Source organism: Verrucosispora sp. TAA-831 (genome assembly GCF_050780145.1).
Taxonomy (GTDB): Bacteria; Actinomycetota; Actinomycetes; order Mycobacteriales; family Micromonosporaceae; genus Micromonospora.
In genome coordinates, this window is sequence record NZ_CP192240.1 from 1,177,367 (window position 1) to 1,191,278 (window position 13,912).

The window sequence follows — 13,912 nt, forward strand, 5'->3', positions numbered from 1 at the left end:
ACAAGTGCATCGATCAATCAAGCCTTGACAGGATCGAAGTCGATGATCGGCCTCGTTGTCGCGTGCGCATCCCCGATGCGATCGGGTGGCGCGGCGGGATCATGATTTCGCCATGACCAAGACGGCCGGGCGTCGGCAGCGCAAGGATCGATCCTGCGTGGAGCCGGGATGCTATGCCTGCGACTGTTCCCTGTTCACCATTCTGTTGACGCTCGGCTCGGCGTCCGCCCGGGTGGTCCCGGCGCCCCTGGCCGACCGCTCCGGGCGGGTGGCGATCCTCGGCTACCGCCGGTGGCTGTCCCCCCGCTGGCCGGGGCGGTGCCGCTTCACGCCCACCTGCAGCGCGTACGGCCTGACGGCCGTCGAACGGTACGGCCTGGCGGTCGGTGGTCGGATGGCCGCGGACCGGCTGCGACGCTGCACCGCGCACACGCCACCCGGCACCCACGACCCGGTGCCCGACTCTCCGCGCGCTTCCCGGGGCGTCGGCCCGGTCAGCTCCGGCGGTTGATCACGGCGAAGGCGACCCCGCCGACGACGATCTCGGCGAAGAGCAGCAGCGCGAACACCATGCTCGGCTCGGCGCCGAGTGCGACGGCGACGGCCGCCACCGAGGTGAGCGGGAACGCGGCCAGACCCAGCACGGCCAGGGCGCGGGTCAGCACGGCGTCGTCGCGCTCGTCCCCGGTCTGCGACCAGGCCCGCTCGAACGTGGTGACGCGGTCCGGCCGCTTGCTCAGCCGCCACACCATCAGCAGGAAGGCGAGCAGTCCGACCGCCGCTCCCTGGAGGAACCCGACACCCATGTTGCCGGGGCCGTGCTCCCGCAGCAGCAGCCCCACGGCGACGATCAGCGCAGCGACCGCCGTCAGGATGGCGGCGACCGACAGCTTCCGCAGGATGCTGCGACCGTCGGTCGTACGGTGGCCCTCAGGTGCGCCGTGACCCTCAGGTGTGTGGTGGTCCGCTGGCGTGCCGCGACCCTCAGTCGACATGGAAGATCTCCTCTACGGGGCGGTGGAAGTGACGGGCGATGGCGATCGCGAGTGGTAGGGACGGGTCGTAGCGGCCGGTCTCGATCGAGTTGACCGTCTGCCGGGAGACGTTCAGGGCCTCGGCCAGTTCCCGCTGGGACAGCCCGGCAGCCTGCCGAAGCTCGCGGAGATCGTTCCGCAACCAACACCTCCGATGTCAAGCGACCTTGTCACGTCAAGGATGCTTGACATCGGACTCGGTGTCAAGCGTGCTTGTCTACAGGGCGGCGTGCGACATGCGGGTGGCCGGGATCGTGGCAGTGCAACTGTTGCGGGCCCGGCGTGTCGAACAGCTACACCGCCACGCTCTTCTGGTCAGGCGGCGATGGTGCGGGCGGAGGCGTACACGTCGGCGGGAAGCGGGTGTTCCAGTTGCCACATGATGCGCATCGGGCGGTCGCCGGTGTGCTGCTGGTAGGTCATCGGCCCGGCGTACAGGTAGGCAGGTGCACCCAGGTCGCGGTCCGGCACCCGGGTCTCCCGCACGAACAGGTGCACCGTGGAGCCGCGTGCGGCGTGGTGGACGTAGCGCTGCCCGGTCGGTGAGGCGGACGAGGTGGTGCTCTGCGACTCCCACTGGAACAGCGACTCGGTGACGGCCCGGTCGGCGTACATGGTGGTGGGGGAGTAGTGCTGCGCCGACTTGATCAGTGTGACGAAGAAGAGGTCGGCCTGGGCGTCCGGAAGCCACTTCACGCCTTCGCGCAGCGAGCCCGGGTTCGGCATGCCGAAGGCGGCGCACGCCTCGTTGCGGCTGTATCGGGCGTGTACCCGCAGCGGCAGCCCGTCGACCGGCACGGTGACCCGGTGGATGCGTTCGCGCAGGACCTCGGCGACCTGGCGTAGCTCGGCACAACGCGTCGGCTCGGACCAGAGGCGGGACAGCCGTTCCTCGCGCTCGGTCAGCGGGGCGTTCGGCCCCCAGAGGTCGAAGTGCAGCATGTCCCAGAGCTGTCCGGCCTCGGGCCGCTCACCGGCGGCCACCCGGGCCAACAGGTCGAGCCGGTCCGGGTCGTCCAGGTGCAGCATCCGCCCGATCGCCCGGCCCAGCTCGCGGTCGTCCGGTCCGCCCGGCGAGGTCTCCATCTCGGCGAGCCGCCGCAGCCCGGTCCACCCGCCGATGCTCGCCGACCGGTAGACGTCTTCGATCTCCACACCCACCTCGTGCAGGAACTCGGCCAGGCGCACGTCCCCGAGCTGGCGCAACTCGGCCAGCAGGCCGGGCTTCGACGTGGGCAGTGCCGAGCGCAGGTTGCGCAGCACGATGTCCTTGGCCACCCGGTCGAGCTGGATGTGGCAGCCGCTCGGCAGAGACGGGAAGTCGTCGCGTACCGCTTCGGTGATGGCGCGGCGGCTGACCCCGGTCAGCGCCCGCCAGCGCAGGTCGAAGCGGAAGTTGGCGTGTTGCCCACCGATGAAGTCGAGCACGGTCAGGCAGGGCTTGTCGTCGTCCAGGCGCAGTCCACGGCCGAGCTGCTGAAGGAAGATCGTGGCGCTCTCGGTGGGCCGCAGCATCAGGATCGTGTCCACCATCGGCAGGTCGACCCCCTCGTTGAACAGGTCGACGGTGAACAGCACCCTGACCGCGCCATCCCGCAAGCCTCTGATCAGAGCCTGGCGCTCGGCGGGAACGGTCCGGGAGGTCACCGCCGCCGACGGCACACCGTGCCGACTGCACCAGTCCGCCATGAAATCGGCGTGCCCGATGCTCACGCAGAACCCCAGCGCCCGCATCCGCGCGACGTCCACGGTGTCACGTACCGCCCGCAACACCATCCGTGCCCGCGCATCGTTGCCGGTGTAGACGCCGTCCAACTCCGCCGGGTCGTACCCCTGCCCGCGCTTCCACCCCAACTGCGACAGGTCCACATCGTCGTGCAGGCCGAAATACTGGAACGGCGCCAACAACTGCCGTTCCAGCGCCTCCCACAGATGCAGCTCCACGGCGGCGCGGCCATCGAACCACCGCCGCACGTCGCCGCCGTCACTGCGGTCGGGCGTCGCCGTCAATCCCAGGAGTACTCGCGGACGCAGCCGCTCCAACAACCGGGCGTACGTCGGTGCCTCCGCGTGATGGAACTCGTCGACGATCACCATGTCGTACGCCTCGGGGGCGATCTCCCGCCGGTGCAGCGACTGAATGGAGGCGAAGACGTACCGCCAGTTCTGCGGCTCGCGGCCCCCGACGAGCGTCTCGCCGAAGCTGCCGTCCCCCATCACCTGCCGGAACGTCGCCAGGCTCTGCCGCAGGATCTGCTCCTGATGCGCCACGAAGAGCAGCGAGTCGACGGCCTTCTCCCGGTGCAGCCGACGGTAGTCGAGCGCCGCGACCACCGTCTTGCCCGTGCCGGTTGCCATCACCACCAGATTCCGCCAGCGACCATGGACCCTGCGCTCGGCGTCGAGGTCGGCCAGGACCTCCGACTGGTACGGGTACGGCCGCACGTCCAGGTTGGCGATCTCGGTCGGTGCCTCGTCGCGACGCTCCCCACGCAGCGCCGTGCGTAGCCGCTCCGCATCCTGGCCCGGGTCGTAATCTTCGAACGCGGGATCGTGCCAGTAGTCCTCGAACGTCGCGGTGAACGTGTCGATGACGTACGGCTGCTCGACGTTCGAGATCCGGACGTTCCACTCCACGCCGTCCATCAGCGCGGTCCTCGACAGGTTCGAGGAGCCGACGTACGCGGTGGTCATGCGGTTGTGGCGACGGAACAGCCACGCCTTCGCATGCAGGCGGGTCGTCCGGGTCTCGTAGGACACCTTGATCTCGGCACCCAGCTCGGCGAGCCGGTCCAGGGCACGCTGGTCGGTCGCGCCGAGATACGTCGTGGTGATCACCCGCAGTCGACCGCCACGGCCGATCAGCTCACGGATCGCCCCCTGCACCTGGAGTAGACCGTGCCACTTGATGAACGCGCAGAGCAGGTCCACCTGCACTGCCGAGGCCATCTCGTGGGTGACCTCGTGGCCGATACGCGGCTGGTGCCGACCGTTGACCAGCAGCGCGCCGGTGGAGAGCGGAGTGGTGGGCCGCTGCGGAAAGTCGGGCGCGGCCGGCGGGGTCGGTGGTGCGGCGATGGCGTGCAGCAGGTGCTTGGCGTCGGTGACCTGGTCACCGATGGTGGCTGCCTGCGGGCTGAGAGTGGCGATGGCGTCCGCGATGCGGTTCGCCAACTCGACCTGACGGTGAAGCTTGTCGTCACCACCGCCGACGGCGTGCAGGGCGCGGTGCGTCAGGGTGGCGATGTGGCGAGCCAGGGCATCCGGGGCGTCTGCCGGGTCGAGCTTCCCGTGCTGGATCAGTGCAGGATCGACGCGTCGGAGCCGGTCGGCGAGTTCACGGGTGACGACGTGCTCGTAGACGCCCCGCTCAAGGTCAGTCACCCGGTGATCCTGCCAATTCTCGGGGCTGTTGTCTCTCGCTGCCTATCGGGAGCGAAGAGCAGCACTCGCACGTCGGGAAGCTCGGCGAAGGCTCGCTCGATGGCCGGGTGGACCTCGGCCCAGGCAAGTCCGCCGTGGCCGCAGCCCAGCGCGGGCACCGCGATCGAGGTGATCTGTCGTTCGCGCACCACCCGACCGAGGTCAGCGAGGCCCGCGTGGACGTCGGAGAGCTTAGAGGCGGCGCGCCAGTGGCCCTTGGTGGGGAAGTTGATCACGTATCTGCGGGGGCCGGGACGGGCCGCATCGTGAACGAACATCCGACCCAGGTGGACCTCGTTCTTCGCGCATGCCGCTCGGTAGGCGGCGTAGTTGGCCGGGTAGGCGCGCTTGAACTGGAGAGCGATGCCCTTGCCCATCACTCCGACCGTGTTCACGGCGTTGACCACCGCATCGACCTCGGCGGCCAGCAGATCCCCATGACTCAAGGTGATCATAAACCCACCTCCTCCCGCTTGAACCCGTTGTACCAGGAGGGCCTGACGTATGGGCGGAGGGCGGCCGTGAGGGGGTAGGACTGCACCAGCTCACGGTTCGTCGGGCGGGGCGCGGCGTCAGTCACTCGCGCCGGATTCTCTCGCCCCCCACCGCAAGATCACGCTCGATCCGGGATCGAGTGGCATCAGAACCGGACGATAGCCACTCGATCCCGGATCGAGCGCGATCTTCACTGAGACCCGGGGGGATGAGGAGGAGGTCGATCGGATCATGGTCCGCCGTTCACTGTGCTGGTTCCTGCGATCCGTCGATGCCGTCAGCTCGACAGGCCCCGAACCCGAGTTGGTCACCCACGGGTCCGGTCGCACTGTGCTCATCGGACGGTCGGGGTGCGACGGGTGAACTGATCAACCGGGACGGTCCGTACTGATGGTCATGCGGACGACGGAGTTGGTGGCCTGCTCGCGCAATGCGATCGACTGGCTCGGGCCGGCCGGGGTACGTGGGGTGGTGCACCGCTGGATGCGTCTGGTGGCGGCCGACGCGGAGCTGGCGCCGTACCTGCTGGGGATCGACCGACGGCGGCTCGCCACCCATCTCGCGGCCCAGCTCACCCCGGCCCTGGGTGGTCCGGGCAGGGCGATCGGGTCGGTCGGCGGGGTGTGGCGGCGGCTGGGCCTGACCCCGGAGCAGCACTGGCGCGTGCTCGACTACCTGGCGGCGGTGCTGTGGCGACTCGACCTGCCGACGGACACGATCATTGCCGTGCAGCGCGTCGTGGGCGCGGAGCGCGGGTAGGGCGACGCCCTCTCGCCGCGGGTGACGAGAGGGCGTCGGGCCGGGTCAGCCGCGCCTGAACAGGCGCAGGGCCAGGCGGATCGCGATCACTGCGGCGATCAGGGTGCCGGGCAGGGCGACGCCGTACGCGGCCCAGACGTGACCCTCGTCGGTCCAGGCGAAGAAGGCGGCGACGCTGAGCTGGACGGCGACCAGGGTGGCGATCAGCTCCGCCCAGGTGGTGCGCCAGAAGGGTACGCGTCGCTGCGGCTCGTGTTCGGCGAGGTCGCGGGCGTACTCCTCGACCGGGCCGAACTCGGCGGTGGGGGTGCCACCGGCGGCGGTGAGGTGGTCGCGGGCCTCGCGGGCCAGGTCGGTGGCGCGCTCGGGCGGAAGGTCGTAACGGCCGACCAGCAGGCCGGACAGGCGGCGGTACCAGGCGTCGGGGTCGTCGTCGGGTGCGGTGCGCGGGGTGGGCGGGACGTAGTCGACCGGCTGCTTCGGCGTGGCCGGTCGCCGGGTCATCAGCCAGAGCAGGAGCAGCGCGACCACGACGATGCCGAGCACGGGGACGCGGGCGGCCGGCTCCTTGGGCAGGAGTACGAAGCACGACGCGCCCAGCCCGACGAAGAGGCCGACCAGCGCGAACGACCAGGTGGCCAGTCGTGGGCGCCCGGCGGCGCGCAGGGCGTCGGGGACGGCGCAGGCGGTGAAGGCGAGGCAGGCCATGATCAGACCGGCCAGCCCGGCGGGTGTGGTGGTGAAGGTGAGGGTCCGTTCCAGGATCGCGTAGAAGATCATGGCGCCCAGGCCCAGCAGGACCAGGGCGAAGACCGAGCCGGTCAGGTAGTCGGCCGGGAGCATGCCGTTACGGTCCACGTTCTGTCGCAGGTGCGCCGGCTGCTCGGCCGCCGCGGTCAGGGCGAACTCCTCCGGGTCGCCGAAGGCGTCGTACGGGCTCTGGCCGCTGAGTTCGCAGTGGGTGCGGACGTCCGCGATGATCGGGTTCGCCAGGTGGTGGCCGACGCCCTGGTCGCTGAGGGCGAGTCGGGTCGGCAACTCCCAACGCTCGAACGGCTCCGTCATTTCGTGTCCTCTCGGGTTGCGGTCAGGAGTCGGTCGAACGCCGTGGTGAACTCGCCCCAGCGGGCGCGCTCCGCCGCCAGCCGTTGCCGGCCCGCCGTGGTGATCGAGTAGGCCTTGCGTCCGGGGCCGCGGTCGCCGGGCAGCCAGTCCGAGCGCACCGCCCCGTCGGCCTCCAGTCGGCCCAGCACCGGATAGAGCGCACCACCGCGAACCGCGCCGAAGCCGTGGTCGGCCAGCCGTTGCGCCAGGGCGTAGCCGTGGCGCTCGCCCTCGGTGAGGACGGCCAGGACGGCCAGCCCCAGGCTCGCGCGGAGCCAACCTGTCGCCGGGTCGACTGTGGCACCCATCGTTGGTAGCACCGCCTTCGGACTAGTTGCATCGACGAGGTATTTCCGATCCTTGACTAGTTCTATCTCAGACTAGTCGTCTCCGGCAAGTGGCCGTGGAAGCGGACGGTGACGAGGAACACCGGTCTGCCGGCCGCTAAACGGGCGGCGGAGTGTCGGGGTTGGGGGCTAATGTGCGCTGCGGGCATCGCCTCCTCCGCACGTCGGGCCGGTCTTCCGCCGGCACCGCGTCGGCCACCACCACTCGTCCTTCGGCCAGATCCGACAACAGGAGACCCTCGTGGCACAGCAATCTGTCGCGGCATCGCAACCTGTCCCGACATCGGACAAACTCGACGCCGCGGTGCTCAAGGTGGCCGGCGTCGTCGTGCTCGGTGCGATCATGTCGATCCTCGACGTGACGGTGGTGAGCGTCGCGCTGCCGACGTTCCAGAGCGAGTTCGACGCCTCGTACGCCCGCGTCGCGTGGACGATGACCGGCTACACGCTGGCGCTGGCCACGGTCATCCCGCTCAGCGGATGGGCCGCCGACCGGTTCGGCACCAAGCGCCTCTACATGATCGCGTTGGCGCTGTTCACCATCGGGTCCGGCCTCTGCGCCACCGCCGACACCATCGGGCAGTTGATCGGGTACCGGGTGCTCCAGGGCCTCGGCGGCGGCATGCTCATGCCGATCGGCATGGCGATCATGACGCGGGCTGCCGGCCCGAACCGGATCGGCCGGTTGATGGCCGTGCTCGGCATCCCGATGCTGCTCGGCCCGATCAGCGGCCCGATCCTCGGCGGCTGGCTGATCGACGTGGCGAGCTGGCACTGGATCTTCCTGATCAACCTGCCGATCGGTGTGGTCGCGCTGATCTACGCGCAGCTCGCCCTGCCGAAGGACGCCGCCCAGCCATCCCAGTCCTTCGACTTCGTCGGCATGCTGATGCTCTCGCCCGGTCTGGCCCTGTTCCTCTACGGCGTCTCCACGCTGCCCGAGACCGGCACCTTCGCCGAGCCGGAGGTCTGGGGTCCGATGCTGGTCGGCGCCGTGCTGGTGGTGGCGTTCGTGTTCTACTCCTTCAAGCCCCAGCACCCGCTGCTGGACCTGCGACTGTTCCGCAACCGCCGGTTGACGATCGCGGCGGTGACGATGTTCGTCTTCATCATCGCGTTCATGGGCGCCGGTCTGCTCTTTCCCAGCTACTTCCTCCAGGTGCGCGGCGAGTCGACGCTGCACGCCGGTCTGCTGATGGCACCGCAGGGCCTCGGTGCCATGGTCACCATGCCGATCGCCGGCATGCTCGCCGACAAGGTGCCGGTCGGCCGGACGGTGCCGTTCGCGCTCGTGCTGATCCTCGCCGGGTTCTTCACCTTCACCCAGCTCGACGCGGACACCTCGTACGTGCTGCTCTGCGGCTCGCTGTTCGTGATGGGCCTGGGCATGGGCGGCACGATGATGCCGATCATGACCTCGGCGTTGAAGACGCTGACCGGGCACGAGGTCGCACGGGGCTCCACGCTGGTGAACATCCTCCAGCAGATCGGCGGCTCGGTCGGCGCGGCGGTGATGTCGGTGATCCTCACCAACGAGTTCAACAAGTCCCATCCGATCCCCGGCCTGACCGGCCCGAACGGCGAGCCGGTTACCGAGGCAGGGTTGGCCGTCGCCGCCCAGCAGCGGCCGGAACTCGCCGAGCAGTTGCCCGACCCGTCGATCATCGAGCGCGGACTCGACTTCGCCGCCAACTCCTTCGCGACCACCTTCTGGGTCGCGTTCGCCCTGGTGGCGGCGACGTTCATCCCGGCCGCGTTCCTGCCGAGGCGGCGCGAACGGTCGCACCTGCTCGACGACCAGCCGGGGGAGCAGCCGGGCGAGGCACCCCGCGCCCCGGTCATCGTGCACTGAGCCCGCGCCCGCACTGCCTGCCGCGCAAGATCACGCTCGATCCAGGATCGAGTGGTTTCGTCGCGCTCGTGACGCCACTCGATCCCGGATCGAGCACATTCTTGGGTGGTCAACCCCGGCGGTCGAGGTGCGGCGCGCCGGGGGGTGGTGTGTACGGCGGTAGGGTCGCGGGACGCCGAATGGGGGTGGGGACGATGCTGCCGCAGTTGGCGGTGCCGCCGGGCATCGAGGCGGAACGGGTGATCACGACCGTGTTGGCGGACCTGCGGTCCGGCGAGCATCGGGGCGTGGTGGTCGACTCGCCGCCCGGGGCGGGCAAGTCCACGCTCGTGGTGCGGGCCGCCGTCGAGCTTGCCGGCACCGGCGAGCCACTGATGATCATCGCGCAGACCAACGAGCAGGTCGACGACCTGATCGACCGGCTCGCCCGGAAGGCTCCCGAGTTGCGGGTCGGTCGGCTCTCCGCCGGGGACTACCGCCCGTCCGAACGGGTGCGCGCGCACGAGCAGGTTCGGATCGCCGCGAAGGTCACCGACCTCGCCGCCTCGGCCGTGGTCATCGGTACGGCCGCCAAGTGGGCCACGGTCGCCGAGGGCTCGTGGCCGTGGGCGATCGTGGACGAGGCGTACCAGATGCGCTCGGACGCGTTGCTGCGCGTGGCCGGCAGGTTCGAACGCGCGTTGTTCGTGGGCGATCCCGGGCAGCTCGATCCGTTCTCCACGATCGAGACCGGCCGGTGGGCGGGGTTGACCTGGGATCCGATGCAGTCGGCGGTGGCCGTGCTGCTGCGGCACAACCCGCAGTTGCCGGTGCACCGGCTACCGGTGTCCTGGCGGCTGCCCGCCTCGGCCGCCCCGGTCGTGTCGCGCGCGTTCTACCCCTTCACCGAGTTCCGGGCCGGCACGGTCGCCACCCAGCGGGCGCTGCACCTCACCGAGCCGGGGCCGGGTGACGCCGTCGACCGGGCGGTGGAGCTGGCCGCCGCCGACGGTTGGGCGCTCTACGAACTGCCGGCCCGGCACACCCTGCGGACCGACGTGGAGGCCGCCGCCGCCTGCGCCGCGCTCGCCCTGCGGGTACTGCGGCGCGGGGCGGTCGCGATCTGCGAGCAGTCGCCCGCCGGCGCGCCGGTGACGGCGGACCGGATCGCCGTCGGTGCCGCGCACCGCGACCAGGTCGCGGTGATCCGGTCGCTGCTCGGCGAGGCCGGGGCGGGCGTCACCGTGGACACCGCCAACCGGCTCCAGGGGCGCGAGTACGACATGACGATCGTGCTGCACCCGCTCTCCGGACGCCGCGACGCGACCGCCTTCCACCTGGAGTCGGGGCGACTCTGTGTGCTCGCCTCCCGGCACCGGCAGGCGTGTGTGGTGGTGGCGCGGGCGGGCATCGGCGAGCTGCTGGACGCCCACCCGTCGACCGAGGCGCCGCAACTGGACGTACCGGTGAAGTTCCCCGACGGCTGGGAGGCCAACCAGGCCGTCCTCGCCCACCTGGCGGCGCTCGGGCCGGTGGGCCCGGACGCGTGACCTCGGGCGCCCCGACCGGGCGGCCGGTCCCGTCCGGCGTCGCCGACCGGTGCGGGTCTGTCGGTCGTGTCGGCTACCGTCGGGTGCCATGAGGGCGCGGCCCAGCGGCGTGATGATCGGACGGGACCATCCCGCCGGTCTGCTGCGCGCCGAGGTCGACCGGGCCGCCGCCAGTCACGGCGGGCTGGTCCTGGTCACCGGCGAGCCGGGGATCGGCAAGAGCACCCTGGTCACGTCCGCCGCCGACGAGGCCCGTCGGCAGGGCGCGCTGGTGCTCGGGGCGGCCTGCTGGGATTCGGCCAGCGCGCCCGGCTACTGGCCGTGGGTGCAGGTGCTGCGCGGTCTGCGCCGGTCGCCGGAGGACTGGGCGGTGGCCCGGGAGTCGGCCGAGCCGGCATTGCGGCTGCTGCTCGGCGAGGTGAGTGCCGCGCCGAGGTCGCACGGCTCGTCGCTGATGACGCCGGCCACCCCGGGCGGGGACGGGCTGCTGCCACCGGGGATCGGGCCCGCTGACGGTGACGCGGCCGACCGGGAGGCGTTCGCGCTCTACGACTCGGTCACCGCCGCCCTGGTCGCCGTCTCCCAGCGCCGGCCGGTGCTGGTGGTCCTGGACGACCTGCACTGGTCCGACGCGGCCTCGGTGCGGCTGCTGCGGTTCGCCGCCCAGCACACCTGGTTCGAGCGGCTGCTGCTGGTCGGCACGTACCGGGACGCGGAGGTGGAGGCGGAGGACCACCCGTTGCGGCCGCTGCTGATGTCGCTGGTGGCCAAGGCCACCCCGATCGTCCTCACCGGGCTGTCCCGGGACGAGGTCGGCGCGTTGATGACCCGTACCGCCGGTCGGGAGCCGGATCCGCACTGTGTCGACGACGTGTACCGGCGGACCGGCGGCAACCCCTTCTTCGTGGAGCAGACCGCCCGGCTGTGGCACTCCGACGGGCAACTGGCCGGCATCCCGCCCGGCGTACGCGAGGTGGTGCGGCGGCGGCTCGACCGGCTGCCGGCCGAGGTGGTCGACGTGCTGACCGTCGCCGCGGTTCTCGGGCGGGAGTTCCACGCGGCCGTCCTGGCGGCGAGCGCCGGTCTGCCGGCGGCCCGGCTCGACGCCCTGTTGGACGTGGCGGTGGCCGCACGGTTGGTGCTCTCCGGCGGCGACGGCCGGTACACCTTCGCGCACGACCTGGTCCGGGAGACCCTGTACGACGGCCTCGCCGACGCGGAGCGCCGGGTGCGGCACGCCGCCGTCGTCCGTGCCGTCGACGCGCACGCCGCGCTCGCCGAGCGTCTGATCCCGGCCGACCTGGCCCGGCACGCCTGGCTCGCCGACGCGCACCTGGAGGCGTACCGGCGGGCGGAACTGCTGCTCGCCGCCGCCCGGGACGCGGCCTGCCGGTTGGCGTTGGAGGAGTCGGCCGTGCACCTGCGTCGGGCGGCGACGGTGGCGACGGACCCCTCCCAACGCGTCAAGATCATGATCGAGTTGACCGACCGTCTCTTTCACACCGGTGGCCGGGACGAGGCCGACCAGATCCTCGCCGACACCGCCGCCCTGGCGCTGAGCACCGACGATCCGGCGCTGCTGGCCCGGTTCGCGCTCAACGTGTACCGGCACCGCCAGACCAACGCCCGGATCGCCGTCGACGCCGAGGGGCTGGTCCGCGAGGCGTACCGGCGGATGGTCGGCGAGCCCGCCGACGTGGCCCCGCTCCGTCGGCTGGAAGCCGACCTGATCACCGCCACCGAGGCCCTGGCCCGCCGGGTGCACGACGACGACGCGCTCGCCTTCAGCCTCTGGGCCCGGCACGACGCCACCTGGGGGCCGGGCACCGCGGCCGACCGGGTCGCCATCACCGCCGAGATCCGGGAGGTGGCCCGCCGGGGCGGCGACCGGGAGACCGAGCTGTGGGCCACCTCGCTGCGCTGGGTGGCGTTGCTCGAACTCGGCGATCCGCGCTACCAGGACGAGCTGAACGCGTTCGTGACCGAGGCCCGGCAGACCGGCAGACCCCGTCACCAGATGGCGGCGGCCATCGACGCCGGTATCACCAGCGCCTTCCGTGGCGACTTCGCCGCGGCCGAGACCTGCTACTTCGAGCTGGGCGACCTCGACGAGTGGGAGCACGCCGACCACAGCTTCCTCGGCCATCACCTGCGCTGGTCGTACCTGTCGCTGCGCGGCGACCTCGACGCGGCGGACGACCTGCTGGACCGGCTGAGCGACGGCGGACACCCGTACCGGACGCTGCTGCGGGGCATCACCGCCGCCGAACGCGGCGACCACCGCACCGCCGCCCGGATCGCCGCCGAGATCGAGGCCGCCGGGGCCGCGTACTCCGGTCCGGTGGCGCCGCTCTGGCTGCGACTGCGTGCCCAGGCCACGGTCGCTGAACCGGGGCGCTGTGCCGAGGCGCGAGCGGCGCTGCTGCCGTACCAGGGTCAGTGGCTGGTCTCGCTGTTCGGCTGTGACCTCAGCGGCCCGGTGGAGCACTGGCTGGGTGTGGTCGACGCCGCCGACCGGCGGTGGGACGACGCGGTCACCCGGTTCACCGCCGCCCGCGACGCCGCCGAGCGGATGGGCGCCCGGCCGTGGTCCCTCTTCGCCCGGGTGGCGCTCGCCGACGCTCTGGTCGCCCGCGGGTTCTCCGGGGACGTCGTCACCGCCGAGGCGATCCGCGCGACGGCCCGGAACGAGGCTCGCGGGCTCGGCCTGCCACAGGTGCTCGCCCGACTCCCCGAGGAGACCCCGGCGCCCCGGACGGCGCCCACGCCGCCGGACCCGACGCCACCGACTCCGGAGTACGAGTTCCGCCGCGACGGGGCGGTCTGGCGGCTCACCTACCAGGGCGTCACCGTGCACCTGCCGGACGCCAAGGGGCTGCACGACCTGCGGCTGCTGCTCGGCCGACCCGGGGTCGACGTGTCCGCCGTCGAGCTGCTGGACCCGGCGGCCGGCCCGGATCTGGTGGCGGCCCGGCGCATGGGCGGCGACGAGGTGCTCGACGAGGAGGCGAGGAACCGCTACCGGAGTCACCTGACCCGCCTCGACGACGAGATCGACCGGGCAGCCGGCCGGGGCGACACGTCGAAGGTGGCCGCGCTGGACGCCGAACGTGGCGCGTTGATCGCGCAGTTGCGGTCGGCCGCCGGGCTGGCCGGACGGACCCGCCGGCTGGGTGACGAGGCGGAGCGGGCCCGCAAGACGGTCACCGCACGGATCAGGGACACGTTGCGTCGGCTCGACGAACGGCATCCGCCGCTGGCCGCGTACCTGCGCGCGACCGTCTCCACCGGTGCCGCCTGCCACTATCTCCCCGCCGCGCCGCTGCCCTGGCGACTGTGACCGGCCCGGTCCCGGGCGCACCCTCTCAG

At 71.6% G+C, this 13,912-nt stretch carries 11 protein-coding genes; 5 read left to right on the plus strand and 6 right to left on the minus strand.

Features of this window, described 5'->3' with window-relative positions; all coding sequences use genetic code 11:
* Positions 1 to 112: 112 nt before the first annotated feature.
* Complete coding sequence (gene yidD / locus ACQVFL_RS05370; RefSeq protein WP_396697951.1) at positions 113 to 511, plus strand: membrane protein insertion efficiency factor YidD; 399 nt, start codon at positions 113 to 115, stop codon at positions 509 to 511.
* Here the strand turns inward: yidD and ACQVFL_RS05375 are convergent.
* The 4 genes from ACQVFL_RS05375 to ACQVFL_RS05390 all read right to left on the minus strand — a co-directional run bounded on the left by ACQVFL_RS05375 (position 495) and on the right by ACQVFL_RS05390 (position 4,912).
* Entirely contained in the window at positions 495 to 995 is a 501-nt protein-coding gene (locus ACQVFL_RS05375) for a hypothetical protein (protein ID WP_431728822.1), read from the minus strand. The two genes, yidD and ACQVFL_RS05375, sit on opposite strands and share 17 nt — an antisense overlap.
* A complete protein-coding gene (locus ACQVFL_RS05380) occupies positions 985 to 1,176 on the minus strand; it encodes a helix-turn-helix transcriptional regulator (RefSeq protein WP_431728823.1) in 192 nt (63 codons plus the stop codon). Before ACQVFL_RS05380 ends, ACQVFL_RS05375 begins: the two co-directional genes overlap by 11 nt.
* Before the next feature lie 173 nt (positions 1,177 to 1,349).
* The gene (locus ACQVFL_RS05385) at positions 1,350 to 4,418 is read right to left on the minus strand and encodes a DUF3427 domain-containing protein (RefSeq protein WP_431728824.1); all 3,069 of its coding nucleotides are present in this window, start codon (positions 4,416 to 4,418) and stop codon (positions 1,350 to 1,352) included.
* Positions 4,415 to 4,912 carry a macro domain-containing protein gene (locus ACQVFL_RS05390; RefSeq protein ID WP_431728825.1) on the minus strand — a complete coding sequence of 166 codons (498 nt, stop codon included), beginning with the start codon at positions 4,910 to 4,912 and terminating at the stop codon, positions 4,415 to 4,417. The genes ACQVFL_RS05385 and ACQVFL_RS05390 overlap by 4 nt, the downstream gene beginning before the upstream one ends.
* A 430-nt stretch (positions 4,913 to 5,342) precedes the next feature.
* Between ACQVFL_RS05390 and ACQVFL_RS05395 the strand changes: the two genes are divergently transcribed.
* Positions 5,343 to 5,711, plus strand: a complete 369-nt coding sequence (locus ACQVFL_RS05395; protein ID WP_396697945.1) for a globin — start codon at positions 5,343 to 5,345, stop codon at positions 5,709 to 5,711.
* A gap of 45 nt (positions 5,712 to 5,756) precedes the next feature.
* Here the strand turns inward: ACQVFL_RS05395 and ACQVFL_RS05400 are convergent, their stop codons facing one another.
* Positions 5,757 to 6,776, minus strand: a complete 1,020-nt coding sequence (locus ACQVFL_RS05400) for a hypothetical protein (protein WP_431728826.1) — start codon at positions 6,774 to 6,776, stop codon at positions 5,757 to 5,759.
* A complete protein-coding gene (locus tag ACQVFL_RS05405; RefSeq protein WP_396697941.1) occupies positions 6,773 to 7,123 on the minus strand; it encodes a PadR family transcriptional regulator in 351 nt (116 codons plus the stop codon). Before ACQVFL_RS05405 ends, ACQVFL_RS05400 begins: the two co-directional genes overlap by 4 nt.
* A gap of 280 nt (positions 7,124 to 7,403) precedes the next feature.
* On the opposite strand from ACQVFL_RS05405, the gene ACQVFL_RS05410 reads away from it, so the two are divergent.
* From ACQVFL_RS05410 to ACQVFL_RS05420, 3 genes are all read left to right on the plus strand, one after another.
* Complete coding sequence (locus tag ACQVFL_RS05410; protein WP_431728827.1) at positions 7,404 to 9,014, plus strand: DHA2 family efflux MFS transporter permease subunit; 1,611 nt, start codon at positions 7,404 to 7,406, stop codon at positions 9,012 to 9,014.
* Positions 9,015 to 9,208: 194 nt separating this feature from the next.
* On the plus strand, positions 9,209 to 10,543 hold the full coding sequence (locus tag ACQVFL_RS05415) for an AAA domain-containing protein (protein WP_396697937.1): 1,335 nt from the start codon (positions 9,209 to 9,211) through the stop codon (positions 10,541 to 10,543).
* 88 nt (positions 10,544 to 10,631) lie between these two features.
* Entirely contained in the window at positions 10,632 to 13,883 is a 3,252-nt protein-coding gene (locus ACQVFL_RS05420; protein WP_431728828.1) for an ATP-binding protein, read from the plus strand.
* The last annotated feature ends 29 nt before the right edge of the window (positions 13,884 to 13,912 follow it).

What these genes read in the sequence shown, in the direction of transcription:
- ACQVFL_RS05375 (WP_431728822.1), bottom strand. Translation starts at nt 995, where the DNA reads ATGTCGACTGAGGGTCGCGGCACGCCAGCGGACCACCACACACCTGAG.
- ACQVFL_RS05415 (WP_396697937.1), top strand. Translation starts at nt 9,209, where the DNA reads ATGCTGCCGCAGTTGGCGGTGCCGCCGGGCATCGAGGCGGAACGGGTG.
- ACQVFL_RS05400 (WP_431728826.1), bottom strand. Translation starts at nt 6,776, where the DNA reads ATGACGGAGCCGTTCGAGCGTTGGGAGTTGCCGACCCGACTCGCCCTC.
- yidD (WP_396697951.1), top strand. Translation starts at nt 113, where the DNA reads ATGACCAAGACGGCCGGGCGTCGGCAGCGCAAGGATCGATCCTGCGTG.
- ACQVFL_RS05420 (WP_431728828.1), top strand. Translation starts at nt 10,632, where the DNA reads ATGAGGGCGCGGCCCAGCGGCGTGATGATCGGACGGGACCATCCCGCC.
- ACQVFL_RS05395 (WP_396697945.1), top strand. Translation starts at nt 5,343, where the DNA reads ATGGTCATGCGGACGACGGAGTTGGTGGCCTGCTCGCGCAATGCGATC.
- ACQVFL_RS05390 (WP_431728825.1), bottom strand. Translation starts at nt 4,912, where the DNA reads ATGATCACCTTGAGTCATGGGGATCTGCTGGCCGCCGAGGTCGATGCG.
- ACQVFL_RS05405 (WP_396697941.1), bottom strand. Translation starts at nt 7,123, where the DNA reads ATGGGTGCCACAGTCGACCCGGCGACAGGTTGGCTCCGCGCGAGCCTG.